The organism is Rhodococcus sp. KBW08, from assembly GCF_003852455.1.
Taxonomy (GTDB): Bacteria; Actinomycetota; Actinomycetes; order Mycobacteriales; family Mycobacteriaceae; genus Rhodococcus_F; species Rhodococcus_F baikonurensis.
In genome coordinates this window covers 213,028-233,237 of sequence record NZ_QAJJ01000008.1, presented here as the reverse complement: position 1 = coordinate 233,237, position 20,210 = coordinate 213,028, and the positions used below count along the sequence as shown (strand labels likewise).

Below are 20,210 nucleotides of genomic sequence, written 5' to 3'. Positions count from 1 at the left end.
GCTCCCGCAACAATCACAGTGGTCGTGTCGGTCATGCCAGTTCAACTTTCAGTTCGGTGCCGGTTGCGGCGACTACGTCTTCGACGCTGACATCGGGGGCGAGTTCACGCAGGACGAGTGGGCCGTCCTCACTCACGTCGATGACGGCGAGGTTGGTGATGATCCGATTCACCACGCCCTGGCCGGTGAGCGGCAGTGTGCAGGCGTCGACGATCTTCGGGTTACCGTCGCGGTCGTTGTGCTCCATGACGACGATGACACGACGGGCACCGTGGACCAGGTCCATCGCGCCGCCCATGCCCTTGACCATCTTGCCGGGGACCATCCAGTTGGCGAGGTCACCGGTCTTCGATACCTGCATGCCGCCGAGGACCGCGGTGTCGATGTGTCCGCCGCGAATCATCCCGAACGAGAGGGCCGAATCAAAATATGCCGCACCGGGATTGACGGTGACCGTCTCCTTGCCGGCATTGATGAGGTCAGGATCGACGTTGTCCTCGGTGGGATACGGTCCCGTTCCGAGAATTCCGTTCTCGGAGTGCAGGACCACGCGAACGTCCGAGCCCAGGTATCCGGGAATCAGTGTGGGAAGACCGATTCCGAGGTTGACGTACTCGCCGTCGATCATCTCGGCAGCCGCCCGTGCTGCCATCTGCTGGCGCGTCCAACCCGTCACTGTCACTGGTGCGGTCATCGTGTGGTTCCTTCCGAAGCGCTGACGGTTCGCTTTTCGATTCGCTTGTTCTGAGGTCCGGTGTGGACAACGCGCTGGACGAACACCCCAGGTAGATGCACTGACGCCGGGTCGATTTCACCGGGTTCGACGAGGCGTTCCACCTGCGCGATGGTGATGCGACCGGCCATGGCAGCGAGAGGGTTGAAGTTCATTGCGGTCTTGTCGAACACGAGGTTGCCGTCGGTGTCACCGAGAACAGCGTGCACGAGTGCGTAGTCGGCGTTGATCGCCTCTTCCATCACGTAGCGCTTGGTTCCGAAGACGCGAGTCTCCTTCGGAGGCGATGCAATAGCGATCGAGCCGTCGGCGTCGTAGCGCCATGGCATTCCGCCGTCGGAGATGGGGCTACCCACGCCGGCCGGTGTGAAGAACGCCGGGATTCCGGTTCCGCCGGCGCGCAGACGCTCGGCGAGCGTGCCCTGCGGCGTCAGTTCCACTTCGAGTTCGCCGGCCAGGTACTGCCGTGCGAACTCCTTGTTCTCACCGACGTACGACGCGGTCACCCGCCGGATACGTCCCGCGCTCAGCAAGATTCCGAGACCGTGATCGTCGACGCCGCAGTTGTTGGAGAACACTTCGAGGTCGGTTGCGCTCGTTGCTGCGATCGCGTCGATCAGTACGTCGGGTATGCCGCACAAACCGAATCCGCCGACGGCCAGCGTTGCGCCGTCGACGATGTCGGCGACTGCGTCCGCTGCGGACTCGTACACCTTTGCTGTCATGTTCTCTCCCTACCAGGCGTTCATTGAGTAGACACTCACTCACTTCGGTATCCAGTGAACTATCTCCAGTTCACAGGTTCAAGGATTCTCGACTATCGACACAGATCTGATCGGCTACTGATCATCTGAAGACATTTCGTTCACTCAATGAACGCTAGGATTGCTGCATGCCAACTCGTGAGCAATCGCCGGCAATGGTCGCACGGGTGGCGGCACTTCTGCGAGCTCTCGGCGCGTCCGAGCCAACGGGTGCTTCCACCACGGAATTGGGCAAGGCCACCGGCCTCGCTCGCCCCACCGCGCATCGGCTCCTCACGTCTCTGGCTGCCGAAGGACTGGTCGACCGTGATGCGAGAACCGGTCGGTGGTCTCTCGGTCCGGAGTTGTACCTGTTGGGGGCGGCGGCGGGAAACAGGTACGACATCACCGACCGCGCTCGCGACGTCGTCGACGAACTTGCCCGGGTCACGGGGGAGAGCGCATTCCTGTCGGCACGTCGAGGTGACGAGACAGTCTGCGTCCTGAGTCAGGAAGGCAGTTTTCCGCTGCGATCCCACGTGTTGCACGAGGGGAAGCGATTCCCGTTGGGAGTCGCGTCGGCCGGCCTTGCCATCTTGAGTCACCTACCGACGCGGGACGTCGACGACTATTTCGTCCGAGTGAATCTGGAACCGGAATGGGGCGAGATCCACAGTGAGACGTCAATCCGCGAGCGAATCGAGTCGACGCGTGTCACCGGCTACGCCGTCAATCCGGCCCTCATCGTCGAAGGAAGCTGGGGGATGGGTGCCGCGGTGTTCGACCGCAACGGTCGCCCGGCCTGGGCGCTGAGCCTGACCGGAGTGGAAACTCGCTTCCGGCCCGCACGCCATGCCGAGTTGGGAACGCTACTCCTCGAGCACGCTCATACACTGTCGAACCGACTGAAAACACATGCAGTGAACTAGCTTTCGTGAACCAGGTCTTGTGTAGTAGTCGTTTTCGCCTTCGTGCGCACATGCGCCTTCTCGCCTTGCGGGCCGAACAGATGCAAGATTTCCACCACCTGTTCATCGGCGGGCCCGAACCAATGGGGCTCGGCAGTGTCGAACTCCGCGACCTCACCGGGGTGCAGGACAACCTCGTTCGTACCCAGAATGAGACGCAGATTCCCGGCGAGGACGTAGAGCCATTCGTAGCCGGCGTGGGTGACGAGCTTCGGCGGACGTGGACCGATCACCTGCTTGAACACCTGCACGCGTCCGGGATAACGCGTCAACGGAACGACGGCACTGCCGTTCTTGCGTCGACTCGGAGTGAGGTGAACCCGGGGATCGCCCGTAGCGGGAGCGCCGACGAGTTGGTCCAGTGCAACCCGATGAGCCCGCGCGAGCGGTAACAGCAGATCGAGGGTCGGACGACGGTTACCCGATTCGAGGCGTGAGAGTGCGCTGACGGAGATACCGGTGGCCTCGGACAGCACCTCGAGAGTCAACCCGCGATCGCGTCGAAGCGTGCGCAGCCTCGGTCCGATATCGGCGATCAACTGCTCGAATTCAGCATCCATGCTGTCCATCTTTGCAGTTTCTGCAAGTTTTCTAACGGGTTCGCAGGTGTGCGGGTGACGATCCTCGCGGCAGTCGAGCACGGCAGAACACTTCGAGAGATGGAGTCCGACCATGAAACCTTCGAGCGGGACCGACGAAACGCAAGTGATCGGACTTGATGCAGGGCGGCGATGGGGAGTCCTGGCGATCTGCTGCACGAGTCTGTTCGTCGTCGGGTTGGACACGACCATCGTGAACGTGGCCCTGCCGACGATCGGGGAGGGATTTCGTGTCGGAACCCGTGGTCTCGAATGGGTCGTCAACGCGTACACACTTGTGTTGGCGAGCTTGCTGATTTCGTCCGGAGCGGTGGCCGATCGTTTCGGCAGGAGACGAGTTTTTCAGATCGGCCTCGTTGTCTTCGGGGTGGCGTCGATCGCCTGCGCACTCGCTCCGTCCGTCGGGGTGCTGATCGTTGCGCGGATCTTCCAAGGCGTCGGCGGGTCGATGCTCAGCCCGGTTGCCCTCGCGATCGTGGTCAACGTGATGACCGACCCGAAGGAGCGTGCCAAGGCGATCGGGGTGTGGGCTGCCGTCTTCGGCCTGAGTATGGCGGCAGGTCCGATCGTCGGCGGGGTGCTCATCGAAAGTTTCGGTTGGCGATCGGTCTTCTGGATCAACGTGCCCGTGATCTTGGCCGTGCTCGCCCTGACTGCTGCGTTCGTACCGGAGTCCCGAGCGCAGCAGTCGCGACGTCTCGATCTTCCCGGTCAGCTGTTGCTGGTGATTCTTGTCGGCGGTGCGGTTGCCCTTCTGATCGAGGGTCCGCGAATCGGTTGGTTCTCTGCCGCGGCGACGGCCGGGTACGTCGTCGTCGCTGCAGCGTTGGTCGCGTTCATTCGCGTCGAATCACGAAAGCACGAGCCACTCATGGATCTCGCACTGTTTCGCCGACGGCCGTTTTCGTCGGCCGTGATCGGCGCGGTCGTGGTGTTCGTCGCCTTGAACGCGACGCTGCTGCTCGGCACGTTCTATCTCCAACACTCCCGCGGTATGAGTCCGGCCCTGGCCGGTGCGATCACCCTCCCGATGGCTGTTGCAGCAACGGTCTGCGCGCCGTTGTCCGGAATTCTCGTCGGGCGCTTCGGTCCGCGGCGGCCGCTACTGATCGCCGGTAGCTTCACGACACTCGGCGGGCTGTGCCTGGTCGCGCTCGACAACAACACGGCGATTCCGACGCTGTTGGCCGCCTACCTGTTCCTCGGTATCGGATTCGGGTTCTCGAATGCCCCCATCACCAACACTGCCGTCAACGGGCTGCCGAGATCGCAGGCCGGGCTTGCCGGTGGAATAACCTCCAGTGCACGCCAATTCGGCGCCGCTCTCGGTGTGGCGCTGGCGGGAGGGATCATCGGTGGCAGCGCCCCGGTGGATGTCGCGCAAGCATCGAGGCCGGGATGGATCCTGGTTGCCGGGTGTGGGCTCGCGGTCCTGGCGATTGCACTTGCATCTCGAAATTCCGAGGAACCGAACGGATAACCACCGAGCGTCCGCTCGAGCTTCACCCTGCGCGGGTGATTCCAAGTGTGTTCGCACCCGATACAGATGATGGGGTATCTGATCGACTCGTATCCGAGCGGGGAGTGCCATGTGCCAGACACCTAAGGACGCAACACCGGCCACGGTCACGGCGAATCGCGAAGCGCTTTCGCGGTATGCCATGGAGGACCGGCAAGATTTTGCCGATGCCGATCGCGGTCTGATCGCCCCGTTGCCGGGCAAGGTGGTGGCCGACGACGGGCACGTTGTCTTCGACCCCGAGGCAATGGCGTACATCGGTGACGACGTTCCGGCACCCGACACCGTCAATCCGAGCCTGTGGCGCCAGGGTCAACTGATGCGTCGCGGAGGGCTCTACCAGGTAACGGATCGTCTCTATCAGGTGCGAAACAACGATCTGGCCAATTTGACGGTTGTCGAAGGTGACGAGGGGCTGATCGTCATCGACTGCATGGCAGGGGTCGAATCGGCACGGCAGGGCATGAAGATGATTCGCGAGCACGTCAGCGACAAGCCTGTCGCGGCAATCATTTACACGCACACACATATCGATCACTACGGCGGCGTCAAAGGGATCGTCGACCTCGACGACGTGACGTCGGGGCGAGTGCCGATCATCGCGCCGGGCACGATCGCGTCGTTCGACAAGTTTGCAATCGGTGAAAACGTCGTCGCGGGAAATGCCATGGCGAGACGGTCTTTCTACGCATTCGGCGGGTTGCTCGACCTCGATGCCAAGGGGATGGTCACGTGCGGCATCGGCACGATCAGTACTCGAGGTCCACTGATTTCGTATATTTCTCCCACTGACAGCATCACGGAGACCGGAACCAAGCGCGAGATCGCCGGTCTGGAGTTCGAGTTCCTGTACGCCCCTGATACCGAGGCGCCGGAGGAGATGCACATCTGGATTCCGGAACTCGCGGCCCTGACGTGCGCCGAGAACGCCAACCACTCACTCCACAATATTCAGACGTTGCGTGGCGCGCGCACCCGCGACGCTCGGAACTTCGCTCGCTATCTGGACGAGACTCTCGAACGGTGGGGCGACGAAGCTGCGGTTCACTACGGACCGCACACCTGGCCGGTGTGGGGCAACGAGAACCTGGTTCCGTTCATCGAATCTCAAAGGGACACTTACAAGTACATTCACGATCAGGCGCTCCGCCTCGCGAACAAGGGGTACACGCCGCTCGAAGCCGCCGAGGTGATCGAACTGCCGGACGAGCTCGCGCGCAAGTGGTACAACCGCGGATACCACGGAACTCTGCACCACGACGTGCGCGCCGTGTACACCAAGGAACTGGGAATGTGGGACGGCGATCCGGTGACGCTTCATCCACATCCGCCGGTTGAATCGGCGAAGAGGTTCGTCGATCTCCTTGGCGCGCAGAAGATCCTGGACGAGGGTAAACGGGCCTTCGAGGCTGCGGACTACCGATGGGCGGCGGAGATTCTGCACAAGTTGGTTTTCGCGCAACCGGAGAACACCGAAGCGAGGAATCTCCAAGCCGACGTCTACGAGCAGATGGGTTATCAAGCCGAAGGGCCTCAGTGGCGTGGAATCTATCTCTCGGCCGCCCTGGAACTACGCGAAGGTGCCCAGCCTGCCCCGTATGTCACGGCGAGTCAGGACAGTGTCCTCGCGATGCCCATCGACATCCTCTTCGACTTCGTCGCAATACATCTCATCGGCGAGAAGGCAGCCGACGCGGACCTGCGCATCGATTTCGTGTTCACCGATCACAGCGACGAGGCATGGACCGTGTGGGTCAAGCGCGGCGTTCTCAACGCACGTAAGGGCGCGTCACCGAACACACCACTGACCGTCTCCGGTCCGAAAGCCGCACTGGTAGGTGCACTTCTACAGCCGGGTGCCGCCGCCCAACTGGCCAAGGTGGGGAAGATTTCGCTCGACGGAGACGGATCGGCGCTGGAGACGCTGGGAGGGTTACTGGACACTTTCGATCCCAGTTTCAATATCGTCACACCGTAACGAAGGGAGAGCTCTCGATGTGCACACGCTTGGTCTACCTGGGGCCCAACGACACTGTGATCACGGCTCGATCGATGGATTGGAAGGTCGACCTCGGAACGAACCTCTGGGCGTTCCCACGCGGCATGACCAGAGAGGGTTGCGCGGGTCCGAACTCGATCCAGTGGACGTCGAAATACGGAAGTGTTGTCGCGACGGCCTACGACATGTGCACGACCGACGGCGTCAACGAGGCTGGGTTGTCGGCCAATCTCTTGTGGTTGGTCGAGTCCGAGTATCCGACGTACGACGGTTCGAGCCCGGGATTGTCGATCGCGGCGTGGGCGCAGTACGTCCTGGACAGCTTTGCGACAGTTCGGGAAGCGGTCGAAGTGCTGTCGTCGGAACCGTTCACGGTGGTGACCGCTGCCGTTCCGGGCGAAGACCGCCTCGCCACGCTGCACATGTCGCTTTCGGACGCTGGGGGAGACAGCGCGATCATCGAGTACATCGGTGGACGTCCGACGATTCACCACAGCCGCGAGTACCAGGTGATGACCAATTCACCCATCTTCGATCAGCAACTCGCCGTCAACGAGTACTGGAAGCAGATCAACGGAACCGTCATGCTGCCCGGAACCAACCGTGCCGCTGACAGATTCGCCCGGGCGTCGTTCTACGTGGATGCGATACCGCAGACGGACGATCCCCGATCGGCCTTGGCATCCACTTTCAGCGTCATCCGGAATGTTTCGGTACCCCTGGGTATTTCGACTCCCGACGAGCCCAACATCTCGTCGACCCGATGGCGCACGGTCGTCGACCACAAACGTGCGCTCTATTTCTTCGAATCCGCGATGACGCCGAATACCTTCTGGGTGGACGTGGCGTCGATGGATCTCGGCGAAGGGACTGCCGTTCGAAAGCTCGGGTTGGGTCCGAACGAGAGCACCGTCTACTCCGGCGACTCCACTGACCGGTTCGAACGGGCGGAGGCATTCACCTTCGCAGGTGCATAGGGATTCGGGACCCACAAAAACCCAGTTGTGAAACTTCTTGACATTTCTACTCCGTTAAGATGAAACTTTGTTGCATATTCGGGTTTCGTCAACGGAGGACGGCATGGGCATCACAGTGCAGACACGGAACGATGGTGCGCAGCTCAAACGGCGCAGGGCGCTCGTCGCCGGCTCCGTCGGAAATTTCATCGAGTGGTACGAGTTCGGTGTGTACGGGTTCTTCGCGACGATCATCGCGTCGAACTTCTTCAGCGCAGACGGCTCCGGCGACCTCGAAAGCCTGATCAAGACCTATGCGTCGTTTGCGCTGGCGTTCTTCTTCCGCCCAGTGGGTGCCGCACTGTTCGGTCGACTCGGTGACCGCATCGGCCGACGCCCCACCTTGGTGATCGTCCTTCTGTTGATGTCGGGTGCGACGACTCTGATCGGCGTGCTGCCCACCTACGAGAGCGTCGGAATTCTGGCACCGCTGCTCTTGACGGTCCTTCGAATCCTCCAGGGATTGTCGGCGGGCGGTGAGTTCGGTGGTGCTGTATCGGTGATGACCGAGTTCGCTCCGCCCGGGCGACGTGGGCTGTACGGCTCGTGGCAGTCGTTCACCGTCGCACTCGGACTGCTCGCCGGTGCGGGTATCGCGGCACTCCTCGCCACCGTGCTCGACTCGGGACAGCTCAGTGACTGGGGCTGGCGCATCCCGTTCCTCCTTGCACTTCCGATGGGTCTGGTTGCCCTGTGGCTCCGGCTCCGGCTCGAGGAAACGCCGTCGTTCGAGCGTGCTCGATCGGTCCAGTCAGAACCGACAGCTGAAACAGCGGTGCCGGTAGTGCAACCGTCTGTCGGGGAGACTGCCAGAGCGATCCTGCTCGGAATCGGGCGGTTGATGGGGTGGTCTGCTGCCGGTTACACCTTCCTCGTGGTGATGCCTACCTATCTTCAGAGTTCGCTCAACGCGACCTTCCATCAGGCGCTGGTTGCTTCCGTGCTCGCCAATGCGGGCTTCGCGGTGACCATTCCGATCGCGGGTGGACTCAGCGATCGCATCGGACGACGCGCGGTCATGCTCACCGGCACCGTGATAATTCTGGTCTTGGCTCTGCCGCTGCTCAACGTCCTGCAGAACGAGCAGACGTCTCTGACCGCCAAGGGATTTGCAGTCTTTGCCGCCGGCGCCGCAGTGGGACTCGTTGCCGGACCCGGACCTGCGATGCTCTCCGAGATGTTTCCCACCTCGGTGCGGTACACCGGATTGGGACTCGCGTACTCCCTGTCCAACGCAGTCTTTTCGGGCTGTGCCGGTCTGATCATCACGTGGTTGATCAAGGAAACCTCCAATCTCGATATTCCGGCCTACTTCGTGATGGCGACATGCGCCGTCAGCGCGATCGCCTTGAGTACCTTGCGAGGTAATGCCCACAAGCGGGCACTCGTCGACTGACCGCAACTTTCCCGAATGCCGAAACAATCCGAGTAAGGGATATTTCATGAGAGTCATCGGCCTGATGTCCGGTACTTCGTACGACGCTATCGATGCTGCCGCAGCAGACATCCGGATCGACGGGGACACTCTTGTGCTGACCCCACTGGGGATGGTCAGCGAACCATATTCCGGTGAGTTGCGGGCAGCGGTGGCTGCTGCGGTACCGCCTGCGTCCACCACTGTCGGTCAGATCTGCCAACTCGATACCGAGATCGGACAGGCATTCGCGGCGGTGGCCGCACGGGCGAACGCGGAATTGTGCGGTGGCAGTGCGGAATTAATCTCCTCACATGGTCAGACGATGTTCCACTGGGTCGAAGGATCGCAAGTAAGGGGCACTCTTCAACTCGGGCAGCCGGCCTGGATAGCCGAGGAGACCGGGTGCACAGTCGTGTCGGATCTGCGCTCTCGTGACGTGGCGACGGGTGGTCAGGGCGCACCACTTGTCAGCGCCTTCGACGTATTGTGGCTCAACGGAAGAACTTCGGGCTCCGTCGCGCTCAATCTCGGTGGCATCGCGAACGTCACTGCTCCAGGTGGCACCCCGACGTCGACGGCAGACGGTGCCGCGGAACCGATTGCCTTCGACACCGGCCCGGCCAATGCGCTGATCGACGCTGCGGTAAGCGAATTCACGGCGGGGGAGCAGTGGTTCGACCTCGGTGGTGCTCTGGGTGCAGCAGGCACCCCGAACGTCGATCTGCTCGCGCATCTACTGAGCGAGCCGTATTACGCGCAGCCCGCTCCCAAGAGCACCGGCAAGGAATTGTTCCATCGAGATTATCTACTCGCCGCTCTGCGTGGTTACGAATCCTTGTCCCTGGCCGACATCGTCGCGACACTGACTGCACTGACCGCCCGAACCGTCGCCGATTCCGTCAAAGGGCTTGCTGCGACCGAAGTGGTGGTATCAGGTGGTGGTACTAAGAATCCGACGTTGATGGCGATGCTTCGCGACGAACTCGGCGACATTGCGCTCGTCTCCTCGGACGAACTCGGGGTCACCTCCGACATCAAGGAAGCATTGGCTTTCGCGGTACTCGGCTTTCTCACCGCGCACGGATTGCCTGGCAGCATTGCTTCGTGCACCGGTGCGTGTCACGCCAGTGTGCTCGGATCCTTGACGCCGGGAAGCCGTGGGCTGCCTAGAATCACATCGGTGCCGTCAGCTCCGAAAACGATGCGAATCGAGGCGTTATGACTTTGGACCGGAGTGTTCCGGCGTCCGTCGACCTGCTTGCCCGTATTCGCGCATCGTTGAGCAGCCTCTCGCCTGCCGAGCTGCGGATCGCGGAAATCATCGAAGCCGACCCCAGCCTGGCCTCCACGCTGACGGTCAACGATCTCGCCGAGCGAGCGTCGACAAGCACGGCGACAGTGGTCCGCACAGCCAAAAGGCTCGGCTTCGAGGGCTATCCACAGCTTCGTCTCGCGCTGGCGGCGATCAGCGGGTCCAGCGCCGGCGACACGATCCCACTCGGTGTGGACATCGTTGCTGCTGACTCGGCCGGCGAGGTGATGGCCAAGCTTGCCGAGTTCGAGTCCGAACAACTCAAGGGCACGGCGCAATTGACAGATCCTGCCGCGCTCGAAGAAGTTGTCTCCCGGATTCGATCCGCCCGCCGGGTCGAGGTGTACGGTATCGGCGCGTCAGGCATCGTCGCGCAAGACCTCACATTGAAGCTTTCGCGTATCGACGTCAACTGCCGGGTTCATCTCGACCGAGACGCGGCGATGGTGAGCGCCAGCTTGCTCGGACCGGACGACATCGCAGTGGGGATCTCACATTCAGGTGAGACGTCCGATGTCGTCGAACCACTCGCCCTTGCCCGTCGTACCGGGGCATCGACGGCTGCGATCACCGGTGGAGCGCGTTCGACGCTCGCCGTGCAGTCAGACCACGTACTGCTCACTGCCGGTAGAGAATTCGGTTTCCGTTCGGCTGCGATGGCAAGCCGAACCGGCCAGCTGTTGGTAGTGGACACAATTTTCGCGATGGTGGCGCACTCGCTGCCCAGCGCACTCTCTGCTCTGCAACGAAGCCATGACGCCATTGCTTCGAAGCGGCACTGACGAGGAGTCGTCGCTGTGAATCTGACGAGGAGTCGTCGCTGTGAATCCGACGAGGAGTCGTCTAATGGAACTTGATCGAGGAGGACTCGCCACAATGCACTTGGAAATGCTCTCCACCGAGAGACCCAACCCTCTCACCCGCGATCTCGACGTCATGTCGGTGTCGGATCTGCTGACGGTGATGAATCAACAGGACGCGATCGTGGCCGACGCGGTCGCGGCGGTACTACCTGCCATCGAAGCCGCAGTCGACTTGATCGTCGCGGCACGGGCGCGAGGTGGTCGACTGATCTACCTGGGAGCGGGGACAAGTGGCCGTCTGGGGGTTCTCGACGCAGTGGAATGCCCTCCGACCTTCGGGACAGATCCGGGCGAGGTGATCGGCATCATCGCCGGTGGTCCGGGAGCGTTTCTGAACGCCGTCGAGGGTGCAGAAGACGATCCGCGAGCGGCTGGGGTCGACCTCGACGCAATTTCGTTGAACGCCACGGACGTCGTGGTGGGTTTGGCGGCCAGCGGTCGTACTCCCTACGTCATCGGGGGACTTGACCATGCCCGCGCACTCGGCGCCGCAACAGTGGCAGTCTCGTGCAACCGAAATGCGGCAATGAGTTCGCACGCCGGAGTGGCCATCGAAGTGGAGACCGGCCCCGAGATCCTCACCGGATCGACCAGGCTCAAGGCCGGGACTGCGCAGAAGATGGTGTGCAACATGCTCTCCACGGCCAGTATGGTCCGCTCCGGGAAGGCATTCCACAATCTGATGGTCGATCTTCGGCCGACCAATGCCAAACTTGTCGATCGTGCAAACCGCATCGTCGCGGCAGCCACCGGAGTCGATACCGAGATCGCTGCGGAGACCATCGAAAATGCCGACGGTCACGTGAAGGCAGCGGTCGTCATGTTGTTGGCCGAATGCGACTTCGCCGAAGCGGCCGAATTGTTGGACCGCGCCTCGGGTTCGGTACGTGAGGCCATCGTCGGAGCCGGCAAGAGCAGTGAGGAAGTCTGAATGGAAATCGTCATAGTTCCAAGTCCGGAAGACGGCGGACGAATCGCTGCCGATATCGTGTGCGGCGCCATCGAAAACGGAGCGCGGACGCTCGGCCTCGCGACGGGATCGTCACCGCTGCATACGTATCGGGAGCTGATCAAGCGGCATCGAGAATCTGGAGTGTCGTTCGCGGCGATGAGTGCGTATCTTCTCGACGAGTACGTAGGTCTCACGCCCGATCAGCCGCAGTCCTACGCGCACACCATCCGCACGGAACTCGTGGATCATCTCGACATCGACAATGCGCGAGTGTTCAGCCCCGACGGCGGAGCCGCCGATCCCAGTGAAGCTGCCCGACGCTACGACGCAGCCATTGCCGAAAACGGTCCCATCGACCTGCAGATCCTCGGAATCGGCCTCAACGGGCACATCGGTTTCAACGAGCCCTCCTCCTCGCTCGCCTCGCGCACCCGAGTGAAGACCTTGACCGAGAGGACCCGCGCCGACAACGCACGGTTCTTCGCTGACCCGGCTGACGTGCCGCATCATGTGATCACGCAGGGGCTCGGAACCATCAGTGATGCACGGCATCTCGTTCTGATCGCGGACGGCGCCCGTAAAGCGCCCGCGGTCCGGGCGGCGGTCGAGGGTCCGGTCTCGGCATTCTGCCCGGCATCAGTGTTGCAACTGCATCCACACGTGACCGTCATTGTCGACGAGGCAGCTGCCGGCGAACTCCAACTAGCTGACTTCTACCGCTACACAACCGAGCACAAGCCGGCTGCGCAGGGCTACTGAACGGCGTGTTACTGAAAGCGTGTTCGTGTTACTGAAAAGCGAATTTGATCTCTAGTGCAGTTGAGCCCCTAGCCTCGGGGCATGATCAGTGCGAGAGGTTCAGAGGTACCCCCGCTTGCGTCGCCCCGGTTTTTCTCACCACCGCTCAGTGTTGCGATCGTCGGGGCGGGTCCGGCGGGAATCCACGCCGCGGGCGCTCTTGCTGAACTGGCACCAGGCACCAAGACAGACGTGTTCGAGCGTCTACCCACGCCGTACGGACTGGTGCGCTACGGTCTCGCGCCGGGGCATCCCGAATCCGAAAAGTTCGTCCACTCTCTGCACGCCACGCTGGCCGCCAGTGACTTCCGGTTGTTCAGCAACGTCGAGATCGGCAAGGACCTTTCCGTCGAGGACCTACGCTCTTCCTACGATGCCGTGATCATTGCAACGGGTGCGCCACGGGATGCGCTTCTCGACATTCCCGGCGTCGAGCTTCCAGGTTCCTTCGGCAGCGCCGAGTTTGTCGCCTGGTACAACGATCACCCGGACAGTTCGCTGCAGTGGCCGCTGAACGCCGAATCGGTTGCGGTGATCGGAGGTGGCAACGTCGCACTCGATGTCACCCGAATGCTTCTCGCCGAGGCGAAATCGCTGCAGGCCACGGACGTATCGGCCGAAGTTCGGGAAGGGATGGCAGGCAGTCGTGTTCGCGAAGTGCACATCTTTGTCCGGCGCGGACCAGCCGACGCTCGCTTCTCCCCGAACGAGTTGCGCGCTCTCGGTGAACTGCCAGGCGTCGATGTCGTCGTCGACGCTGCCGATGTCGCACCGGACCGGCATATCGAGCGGATGGCAAAGCAGTCGGTGCACACCCGACTGGCAGTCGAGGCACTCCGCACCTTCGCGGACCCGTCTGCCGACCGAACTTCTCACCGCCGCGTTCACCTGCACTTCTACCGACAGCCGACGGAGATTCTCGGCAGTGGGAAAGTCGAAGCACTCCGCGTCGAGCGGACAGTCCCGGACGGCTACGGTCACGTCACCGCTTCGGGCACCTGTACCGACTATCCGGTTCACGCTGTGTACCGGGCAATCGGATTCCTCGGAACGCCACTTGCCGGGGTGCCTTTCGATCACGGGCGCGGCACCGCTGCGCACCGGGGCGGCGCTGTGGTCGACGAGAGCGGCTCACCGGTTGCGGGCTTGTTCGTGACCGGGTGGATGAAGCGAGGTGCCGCCGGGCTGATCGGCGCGGCGCGGCCTGATGCTCGCCAGACCGTCGAAACGATGCTGCACCAGCTGGATTCGGTAGGCGAGCGGCGAGCAGACCGAAGCGGGATCGCGAGGCTCCTCGGGGCCGGCAACGTCGTGTCCGTCGATTGGGACGGATGGCTTCGCATCGATGCCGCCGAACGTGATCTCGGTGTGAAGTATGGGCGTGATCGCGTCAAGATCAAAGATCGCGAAGTACTTGTCGGTATCGGCACGAATCTGCCGGTTCACCCCCAATAGTTTCGCTGGGGTCTGGGGTACCGCCGGGGTTACGCTGAAGTGAGTCACCCCGATTCATCGTGATCGAGGTGCGGAACAGAAGTGTCATGAATGAACGTGGTGCGCAGGCCGTTGACGCGACAATCGCGAGCGGGCCCCTGACCGAACGGGGCACCGTCACCGAGTTGCGCCCGTCCGCACCGCCGGTGGTGCGTGACCGACAGAACGGTGCCGACGGCCTCGGGCGACTTGTCGGGGATTGGGAGGAGGGACGAACCCCGTCCGACCTGAGCGACTATCTGCCCGATCCGGCCAAGATTCGTCGGGCGGCGTTGATCGAATTGGTCGGGATCGACATGGAGTATCGCTGGCTGAAAAATGATCGCCCGAAACGACTCACGGACTACTGTGCCGAGTATCCCGAACTACTCGAAGAACCACTTCCGGCCGAGCTCCTGTACGAGGAGTTCCGGCTGCGGAAGCAGAGTGGGGAGAACGTCGTAGCAGCCGACTATCTCAGCGAGTTCCCCTTGCAGGCAGAGAGTTTCGAGCGGTTGTTCGACCGTGATTCGATGGCCGGACGCGAAGATGTCATGATGTTGGGACTCTCGGGTTTCGACGAGTTCGAGATCGGGCAGCACCTCGACGATTTCGAACTGGTGTTGGAACTCGGGCACGGAGCGTTTGCCCGAGTGTTCCTTGCTCGGCAACTTTCGATGCAGCGGTGGGTCGCATTGAAGATCTCGCGCAACGTCGGGGTCGAACCGCAGACTCTCGCCCAACTCGACCATCCCAACATCGTTCGCGTCTTCGACCAACGACTGCTCGAAGAACGTGCACTGCGAGTTCTGTTCATGGAATACGTGCCAGGCGGGACCCTGCTCGACGTGGTCAAACTTGTCCGCGTGACACCGCAGGCGCAGCGGTCCGGACAACTACTTCTCGACGCCATCGATCACACCCTGGCGAAGAAGGGAGAGATGAAGCCGAGCGAGACGAGCCTACGGAGCGAGATCGCGGCGATGTCGTGGCCGGAGACCGTGGCCTGGATGGGAATGAGACTGGCCGACGCCCTCGAATACGCGCGTGAGCACGGCGTACTACATCGGGACATCAAGCCGGCGAACGTACTTCTCAGTGTCGAAGGCATTCCCAAACTCGCCGACTTCAACGTCAGTTCGAGCGAGGAGGTGTCGACCGAGGATGCAGCATGTTTTGTCGGAGGCTCGCTTGCCTACATGTCTCCGGAGCAGTTGGAGGCCTGTTCTGTGGGGGCGCCCGGCACACTCGACACCCGTAGCGACATCTATGCGCTCGGCGTGATGCTGTGGGAACTCCTCACCGGGAGTAGGCCTTTCTTGGGCGACGGCACGGGAGAGAACCCGCCGTCGCCCAAGAAGGCGCTCGAGACCCGCCGGCGTGGAGTGGATCCTGCGGCCGAGGCTCGGTTACCGGACGACTGTCCGCCGGCGCTGCGCCGAGTGCTGGTGAAGTCTCTCTCGCCCGAGCGAGACGGACGGTGGTCTGGCGGACGAAAGCTGGCTCGTCAGTTCGCTCTGTGCCTGGACCGGTCGGCCCGCAATCTGGTGGACCCACCGGAAGGGAGCCCACGGTCGACGCTGTGGAAGTGGGCACTGCCGATTCTTCTGGCCGCGATCGGAATTCCGAATCTCCTGGCGGCGGGCTACAACTACTACTACAACAAGATGCTGATCATCTCGGGACTCTCGCCGCAGGCCCAGCAGCACCTCGAGCAGGTTCATCTGGTCATCGGGGTGGCTGCGTTCTCTCTCGGCGCCGCAGCGATCCTGTATTGGTGTCGGCTCGCCCTCACCGTGCCTCACGGACTGCGCAACGGTCAGACGTACAGCGCGGATGTCTTGAACAAAGCGCGTACCGCGACGCTGAACGTCGGACACCGCGCGGTGGTGATCGCATTCGGTCTGTGGGTTCTGGCCGGTATCGCATATCCGGTTGCATTGCAGATTGCCGCCGGCGGAATTCCGCAGCGAGCCTACGTGCACTTGATGTCGTCGCTGGCGGTGTGCGGCGCCGTCGCAGTCGCGTATCCGTTCTTCATCCTGACGTATTACTCGGTTCGATGTCTGTATCCGATCTTGTTGTCACACGGGGAGTTACGGAGCGACGACGGACGCGATATTCGCTCGCTGGGCCGGAGCAGCACGCGTTACCTCGCGGTGGCGGCATCGGTTCCACTGGTGGGAATCGCGGGGCTCAGTTTTGTCGGTTCCGGCGCCGGCGAGGAACTCAACGCAACAGTTCGTGCGTTGTGTCTGGGCGGGATCGCCGGATTCATCGTTGTGTATCAACTGTTTCGACGGATCGAAAGTGATCTCCGAGCACTGCTGCGCGTTGTGTCTCTCGAGGTGTCGGCGTCTCCGTAACCACCTGACAACCGTGTTCGCGACGAGTTACTTCGCAGTGCTCTTGCGCGGTCGGCTGCGACGAACTGCTTTGGCGGGCGTCGGAGACTTCACTTCTGATTCTTCCTGAGGGTCGTCGCGCCAGTGAATCTCGATTTCTATCTCGACTTCGTTGCCGTCGACTTCGATCTCGAGTTCCCACCGAACCTGTTCCGGAACACTGATTTCGATCGAGTCCCCACCCGACCCCAGCTCCACTTCGGATCCGCTGGCGAGGGCTTGGCCGAGGGCGATGAGTCGGTCGGCGACTTCCTGCCGTGAGAGTTCTGACTTCCTCTTGATCTCCAGTTTGGGCACGATCACTCCTGACCTCGGCGGATTCTCTCTTTCACGGTAGTTGGACGAAGGGGAGATTGTCGTAGTTTGTGGAACCACGCAGCAGGACGCGCCGACGCGCAACACGCCTGAAGGCGCTGTGGGGGCGCCAGAAAAAGCGAGGAATCCGGCTCACTCCTAGTACGGACGAATCGGTCGGGAGGGCCCTGTCAGCGATGATTTTCGCGAAAGTCTGGGTTCAGTCCAGAAGATTGCGCAATAGTGGAAAGGTGCCTTCGACGCCGGATTATGCAGCCCAACTGCGTAACGCTGAGCTTCGCGTGACTCGTCCCAGAGTCACGGTGCTCGAGGTTGTGCATGCACGCCCACATGCAGCCACCGAGACGATTTTCGATGGTGTGCGGGCAGTTCTGCCGGGGGTATCTCGGCAGGCGGTCTACGACGTGTTGCACGCTCTCACCGACGCCGGGCTGATACGGCGGATCCAACCGTCCGGATCGGTGGCGCTGTACGAATCCCGCGTCGGCGACAACCACCATCACGTCGTCTGCCGGTCCTGCGGGGTCGTTGCCGATGTCGACTGCGCAGTCGGAGAGGCACCGTGTTTGACGCCGTCGGCGCGCAACGGCTTCGTCCTCGATGAAGCCGAGGTCATTTACTGGGGCCTGTGTGCCGACTGTTCGACAACTCAGAGTTTGCGATCACACCCGTGATCGAAGTCCGTTCTACTCGCTCATGGAGGGATTACCGTGTCCGATAGTTGCCCGGTTGCTCACGATGGAAACACCGAGAGCACCAGCGAAAGTGAAAACCCCGCAATCCCGTCTCCGACACCTACCGGGAATCGTCCGAGAACGAACAGTGACTGGTGGCCCAATCAGCCGGATCTCTCTGTCCTGCATTCGCATTCGTCGAAATCCAATCCCATGGGTGCCGACTTCGATTACGCCCAGGAATTCGCCAAACTCGATGTCGAGGCACTCAAGCGCGACGTCATCGCGTTGATGACGGCGTCGCAGGATTGGTGGCCGGCCGACTACGGGCACTACGGCGGACTCTTCGTGCGTATGAGCTGGCATGCTGCCGGCACCTATCGCATCGCCGACGGTCGCGGCGGCGGAGGTCAGGGCGCTCAGCGTTTCGCCCCGCTCAACAGTTGGCCGGACAACGCCAGCCTCGACAAGGCGCGGCGCCTGCTCTGGCCCGTGAAGCAGAAGTACGGAAAGCAGGTTTCCTGGGCCGACCTCCTGGTGTTCGCGGGCAACTGCGCCTTGGAGTCGATGGGGTTCAAGACGTTCGGCTTCGGCTTCGGTCGAGAAGACATCTGGGAGCCGGAGGAGATCTACTGGGGTCCTGAGGACACCTGGCTCGGCGACGAGCGCTACAGCGGAGACCGCGAGCTGTCCGGGCCGCTGGGCGCAGTTCAGATGGGCCTGATCTACGTCAATCCCGAAGGGCCCAACGGCCAACCGGACCCGGTAGCGGCCGCCCGCGACATTCGCGAAACCTTCGCTCGCATGGCGATGAACGACGTGGAAACGGCCGCACTGATCGCCGGCGGCCACACCTTCGGCAAGACGCACGGCGCCGGCCCGGCCGACCTCGTCGGACCGGAACCGGAAGGCGCACCCATCGAGCAGCAGGGATTGGGCTGGAAGAGTGCCTTCGGTACAGGAGTGGGCAAGGACGCGATCACCAGTGGTCTCGAGGTCGTATGGACGCCCACTCCGACGAAGTGGGACAACACTTTCCTGGAGATCCTGTACGGCTACGACTGGGAGCTGACCAAGAGCCCGGCGGGTGCCTGGCAGTGGATTCCGAAGGACGGCGCGGGGGCGGGCACGATCCCGGATCCGTTCGATTCGTCGGCCGGACGCACTCCGACGATGCTGACGACCGACCTCTCCCTACGCCTGGATCCGACGTACGAGAAGATCACCCGGCGCTGGCTCGATCATCCGGAAGAATTCGCCGAAGAGTTCGCCAAGGCTTGGTACAAGCTCCTGCACCGTGACATGGGACCGGTCACGCGCTACTTGGGGCCGTGGGTTCCCGAGCCGCAGCTGTGGCAGGACCCTGTTCCCTCGGCGGAGGATCAGCTGATCGGGGACGCAGACATCGCGATCCTCAAGAGTCGACTTCTCGACTCCGGGCTGTCCATTTCGCAGTTGGTATCGACGGCGTGGGCGTCGGCTGCGAGCTTCCGCAGCACCGACATGCGCGGCGGCGCCAACGGTGCGCGAATCCGCTTGGAACCGCAGAAGAATTGGGAAGTCAACGAGCCCGCAGCTCTCTCCGCGGTGCTTCAGACTCTCGAGCGGGTTCAGCAAGACTTCAACCAGGCAGGTGGAGCCAAGGTTTCGCTCGCCGACCTGATCGTTCTGGGTGGTACAGCGGCCGTTGAACAGGCTGCGAAGAACGCCGGACAGGACATCACGGTCTCGTTCACTCCGGGACGTACGGACGCAACGCAGGAGCAGACAGACGTCGACTCGTTCGAGGTACTCGAACCCCGGGCCGACGGATTCCGGAACTATCTCAAGGGTGGGGAGAAGATTCCGGCCGAGATTCTGCTGGTCGACCGCGCGTACATGCTGTCGCTGACCCCGCCCGAGGTGACAGTGCTGGTCGGTGGACTTCGCGCGCTGAACGCGAACTTCGGCAAGACCGGTCACGGAGTGTTCACCGACCGCCCAGAGACGTTGACCAACGATTTCTTCGTCAACCTTCTCGACATGGGTACCGAGTGGAAGCCGTCGAAGACGGACGAGAACGTCTACGACGGCGTTGATCGTGCGACGGGCGATCCGAAATACACGGCAACTGCGGTCGATCTCGTTTTCGGATCGAATTCGCAACTGCGTGCACTCGCCGAGGTGTACGCCAGCGAAGACGCCAAGCAGAAGTTCGCCGAGGACTTCGCCGCTGCCTGGACCAAGGTGATGGACCTCGACCGGTTCGACGCCCGCTGATCCAGCAGATCAACCGACGGCGCCCCGCGAGCTTTGTTCTCGCGGGGCGCCGTCGCTTCTGCACACGATAGCGTGGTCGTGTGGCCGATCAATTTGCGCTGGTACCAGCGGTGTACGGTCAGCTCGCACCCATCCACAGCTACGGCTTCTGACCGGTTGAGGATC

The 20,210-nt window shown here is 62.1% G+C and carries 17 protein-coding genes; 13 read left to right on the top strand and 4 right to left on the bottom strand.

The annotated features are described in order from the left end of the window. Positions 1 to 31: 31 nt before the first annotated feature. Both DBV08_RS10735 and DBV08_RS10730 read right to left on the bottom strand, forming a co-directional pair. A complete protein-coding gene (locus DBV08_RS10735; RefSeq protein WP_003941451.1) occupies positions 32 to 694 on the bottom strand; it encodes a 3-oxoacid CoA-transferase subunit B in 663 nt (220 codons plus the stop codon). Next, complete coding sequence (locus DBV08_RS10730) at positions 691 to 1,458, bottom strand: CoA transferase subunit A (protein ID WP_172436629.1); 768 nt, start codon at positions 1,456 to 1,458, stop codon at positions 691 to 693. Before DBV08_RS10730 ends, DBV08_RS10735 begins: the two co-directional genes overlap by 4 nt. Positions 1,459 to 1,625: 167 nt before the next feature. On the opposite strand from DBV08_RS10730, the gene DBV08_RS10725 reads away from it, so the two are divergent. Next, positions 1,626 to 2,405 carry an IclR family transcriptional regulator gene (locus DBV08_RS10725; protein WP_124567422.1) on the top strand — a complete coding sequence of 260 codons (780 nt, stop codon included), beginning with the start codon at positions 1,626 to 1,628 and terminating at the stop codon, positions 2,403 to 2,405. Here DBV08_RS10725 and DBV08_RS10720 read toward each other — a convergent pair. Then, positions 2,402 to 3,004 (bottom strand): helix-turn-helix domain-containing protein, encoded by a 603-nt coding sequence (locus DBV08_RS10720; protein ID WP_124567426.1) that lies wholly within the window; start codon positions 3,002 to 3,004, stop codon positions 2,402 to 2,404. The two genes, DBV08_RS10725 and DBV08_RS10720, sit on opposite strands and share 4 nt — an antisense overlap. 112 nt (positions 3,005 to 3,116) lie before the next feature. On the opposite strand from DBV08_RS10720, the gene DBV08_RS10715 reads away from it, so the two are divergent. From DBV08_RS10715 to DBV08_RS10670, 10 genes are all read left to right on the top strand, one after another. Continuing rightward, on the top strand, positions 3,117 to 4,523 hold the full coding sequence (locus tag DBV08_RS10715; protein ID WP_124567421.1) for an MFS transporter: 1,407 nt from the start codon (positions 3,117 to 3,119) through the stop codon (positions 4,521 to 4,523). Between the two features lie 109 nt (positions 4,524 to 4,632). Continuing rightward, the gene (locus DBV08_RS10710; RefSeq protein ID WP_124567420.1) at positions 4,633 to 6,540 is read left to right on the top strand and encodes an alkyl/aryl-sulfatase; all 1,908 of its coding nucleotides are present in this window, start codon (positions 4,633 to 4,635) and stop codon (positions 6,538 to 6,540) included. 17 nt (positions 6,541 to 6,557) lie between these two features. Continuing rightward, complete coding sequence (locus DBV08_RS10705; protein WP_095971796.1) at positions 6,558 to 7,538, top strand: linear amide C-N hydrolase; 981 nt, start codon at positions 6,558 to 6,560, stop codon at positions 7,536 to 7,538. A 103-nt stretch (positions 7,539 to 7,641) separates the two neighbouring features. After that, complete coding sequence (locus DBV08_RS10700; protein ID WP_095971797.1) at positions 7,642 to 8,973, top strand: MFS transporter; 1,332 nt, start codon at positions 7,642 to 7,644, stop codon at positions 8,971 to 8,973. A 46-nt stretch (positions 8,974 to 9,019) separates the two neighbouring features. Then, positions 9,020 to 10,216 carry an anhydro-N-acetylmuramic acid kinase gene (locus tag DBV08_RS10695; RefSeq protein ID WP_124567419.1) on the top strand — a complete coding sequence of 399 codons (1,197 nt, stop codon included), beginning with the start codon at positions 9,020 to 9,022 and terminating at the stop codon, positions 10,214 to 10,216. Beyond that, positions 10,213 to 11,088 carry a MurR/RpiR family transcriptional regulator gene (locus DBV08_RS10690; RefSeq protein WP_095971799.1) on the top strand — a complete coding sequence of 292 codons (876 nt, stop codon included), beginning with the start codon at positions 10,213 to 10,215 and terminating at the stop codon, positions 11,086 to 11,088. Before DBV08_RS10695 ends, DBV08_RS10690 begins: the two co-directional genes overlap by 4 nt. A gap of 94 nt (positions 11,089 to 11,182) precedes the next feature. Then, positions 11,183 to 12,100 (top strand): N-acetylmuramic acid 6-phosphate etherase, encoded by a 918-nt coding sequence (gene murQ / locus DBV08_RS10685; protein WP_185564577.1) that lies wholly within the window; start codon positions 11,183 to 11,185, stop codon positions 12,098 to 12,100. Beyond that, on the top strand, positions 12,101 to 12,880 hold the full coding sequence (nagB, locus tag DBV08_RS10680; protein WP_124567417.1) for a glucosamine-6-phosphate deaminase: 780 nt from the start codon (positions 12,101 to 12,103) through the stop codon (positions 12,878 to 12,880). Positions 12,881 to 12,961: 81 nt separating this feature from the next. Continuing rightward, positions 12,962 to 14,374: an FAD-dependent oxidoreductase gene (locus tag DBV08_RS10675; RefSeq protein ID WP_124567416.1), complete on the top strand. Its 1,413-nt coding sequence runs from the start codon at positions 12,962 to 12,964 to the stop codon at positions 14,372 to 14,374. A gap of 86 nt (positions 14,375 to 14,460) precedes the next feature. Next, a complete protein-coding gene (locus DBV08_RS10670; RefSeq protein WP_124567415.1) occupies positions 14,461 to 16,758 on the top strand; it encodes a serine/threonine-protein kinase in 2,298 nt (765 codons plus the stop codon). Between the two features lie 27 nt (positions 16,759 to 16,785). On the opposite strand, the gene DBV08_RS10665 is transcribed toward DBV08_RS10670, so the two are convergent. Then, on the bottom strand, positions 16,786 to 17,094 hold the full coding sequence (locus DBV08_RS10665) for an amphi-Trp domain-containing protein (RefSeq protein WP_095971946.1): 309 nt from the start codon (positions 17,092 to 17,094) through the stop codon (positions 16,786 to 16,788). Positions 17,095 to 17,342: 248 nt separating this feature from the next. Here DBV08_RS10665 and DBV08_RS10660 point away from each other — a divergent pair, with 248 nt between their 5' ends. Beyond that, positions 17,343 to 17,786, top strand: coding sequence for a Fur family transcriptional regulator (locus DBV08_RS10660; protein ID WP_124567414.1), 444 nt, complete (start codon positions 17,343 to 17,345; stop codon positions 17,784 to 17,786). Between the two features lie 36 nt (positions 17,787 to 17,822). Further along, positions 17,823 to 20,045 carry a catalase/peroxidase HPI gene (katG, locus tag DBV08_RS10655; protein WP_124567413.1) on the top strand — a complete coding sequence of 741 codons (2,223 nt, stop codon included), beginning with the start codon at positions 17,823 to 17,825 and terminating at the stop codon, positions 20,043 to 20,045. The last annotated feature ends 165 nt before the right edge of the window (positions 20,046 to 20,210 follow it).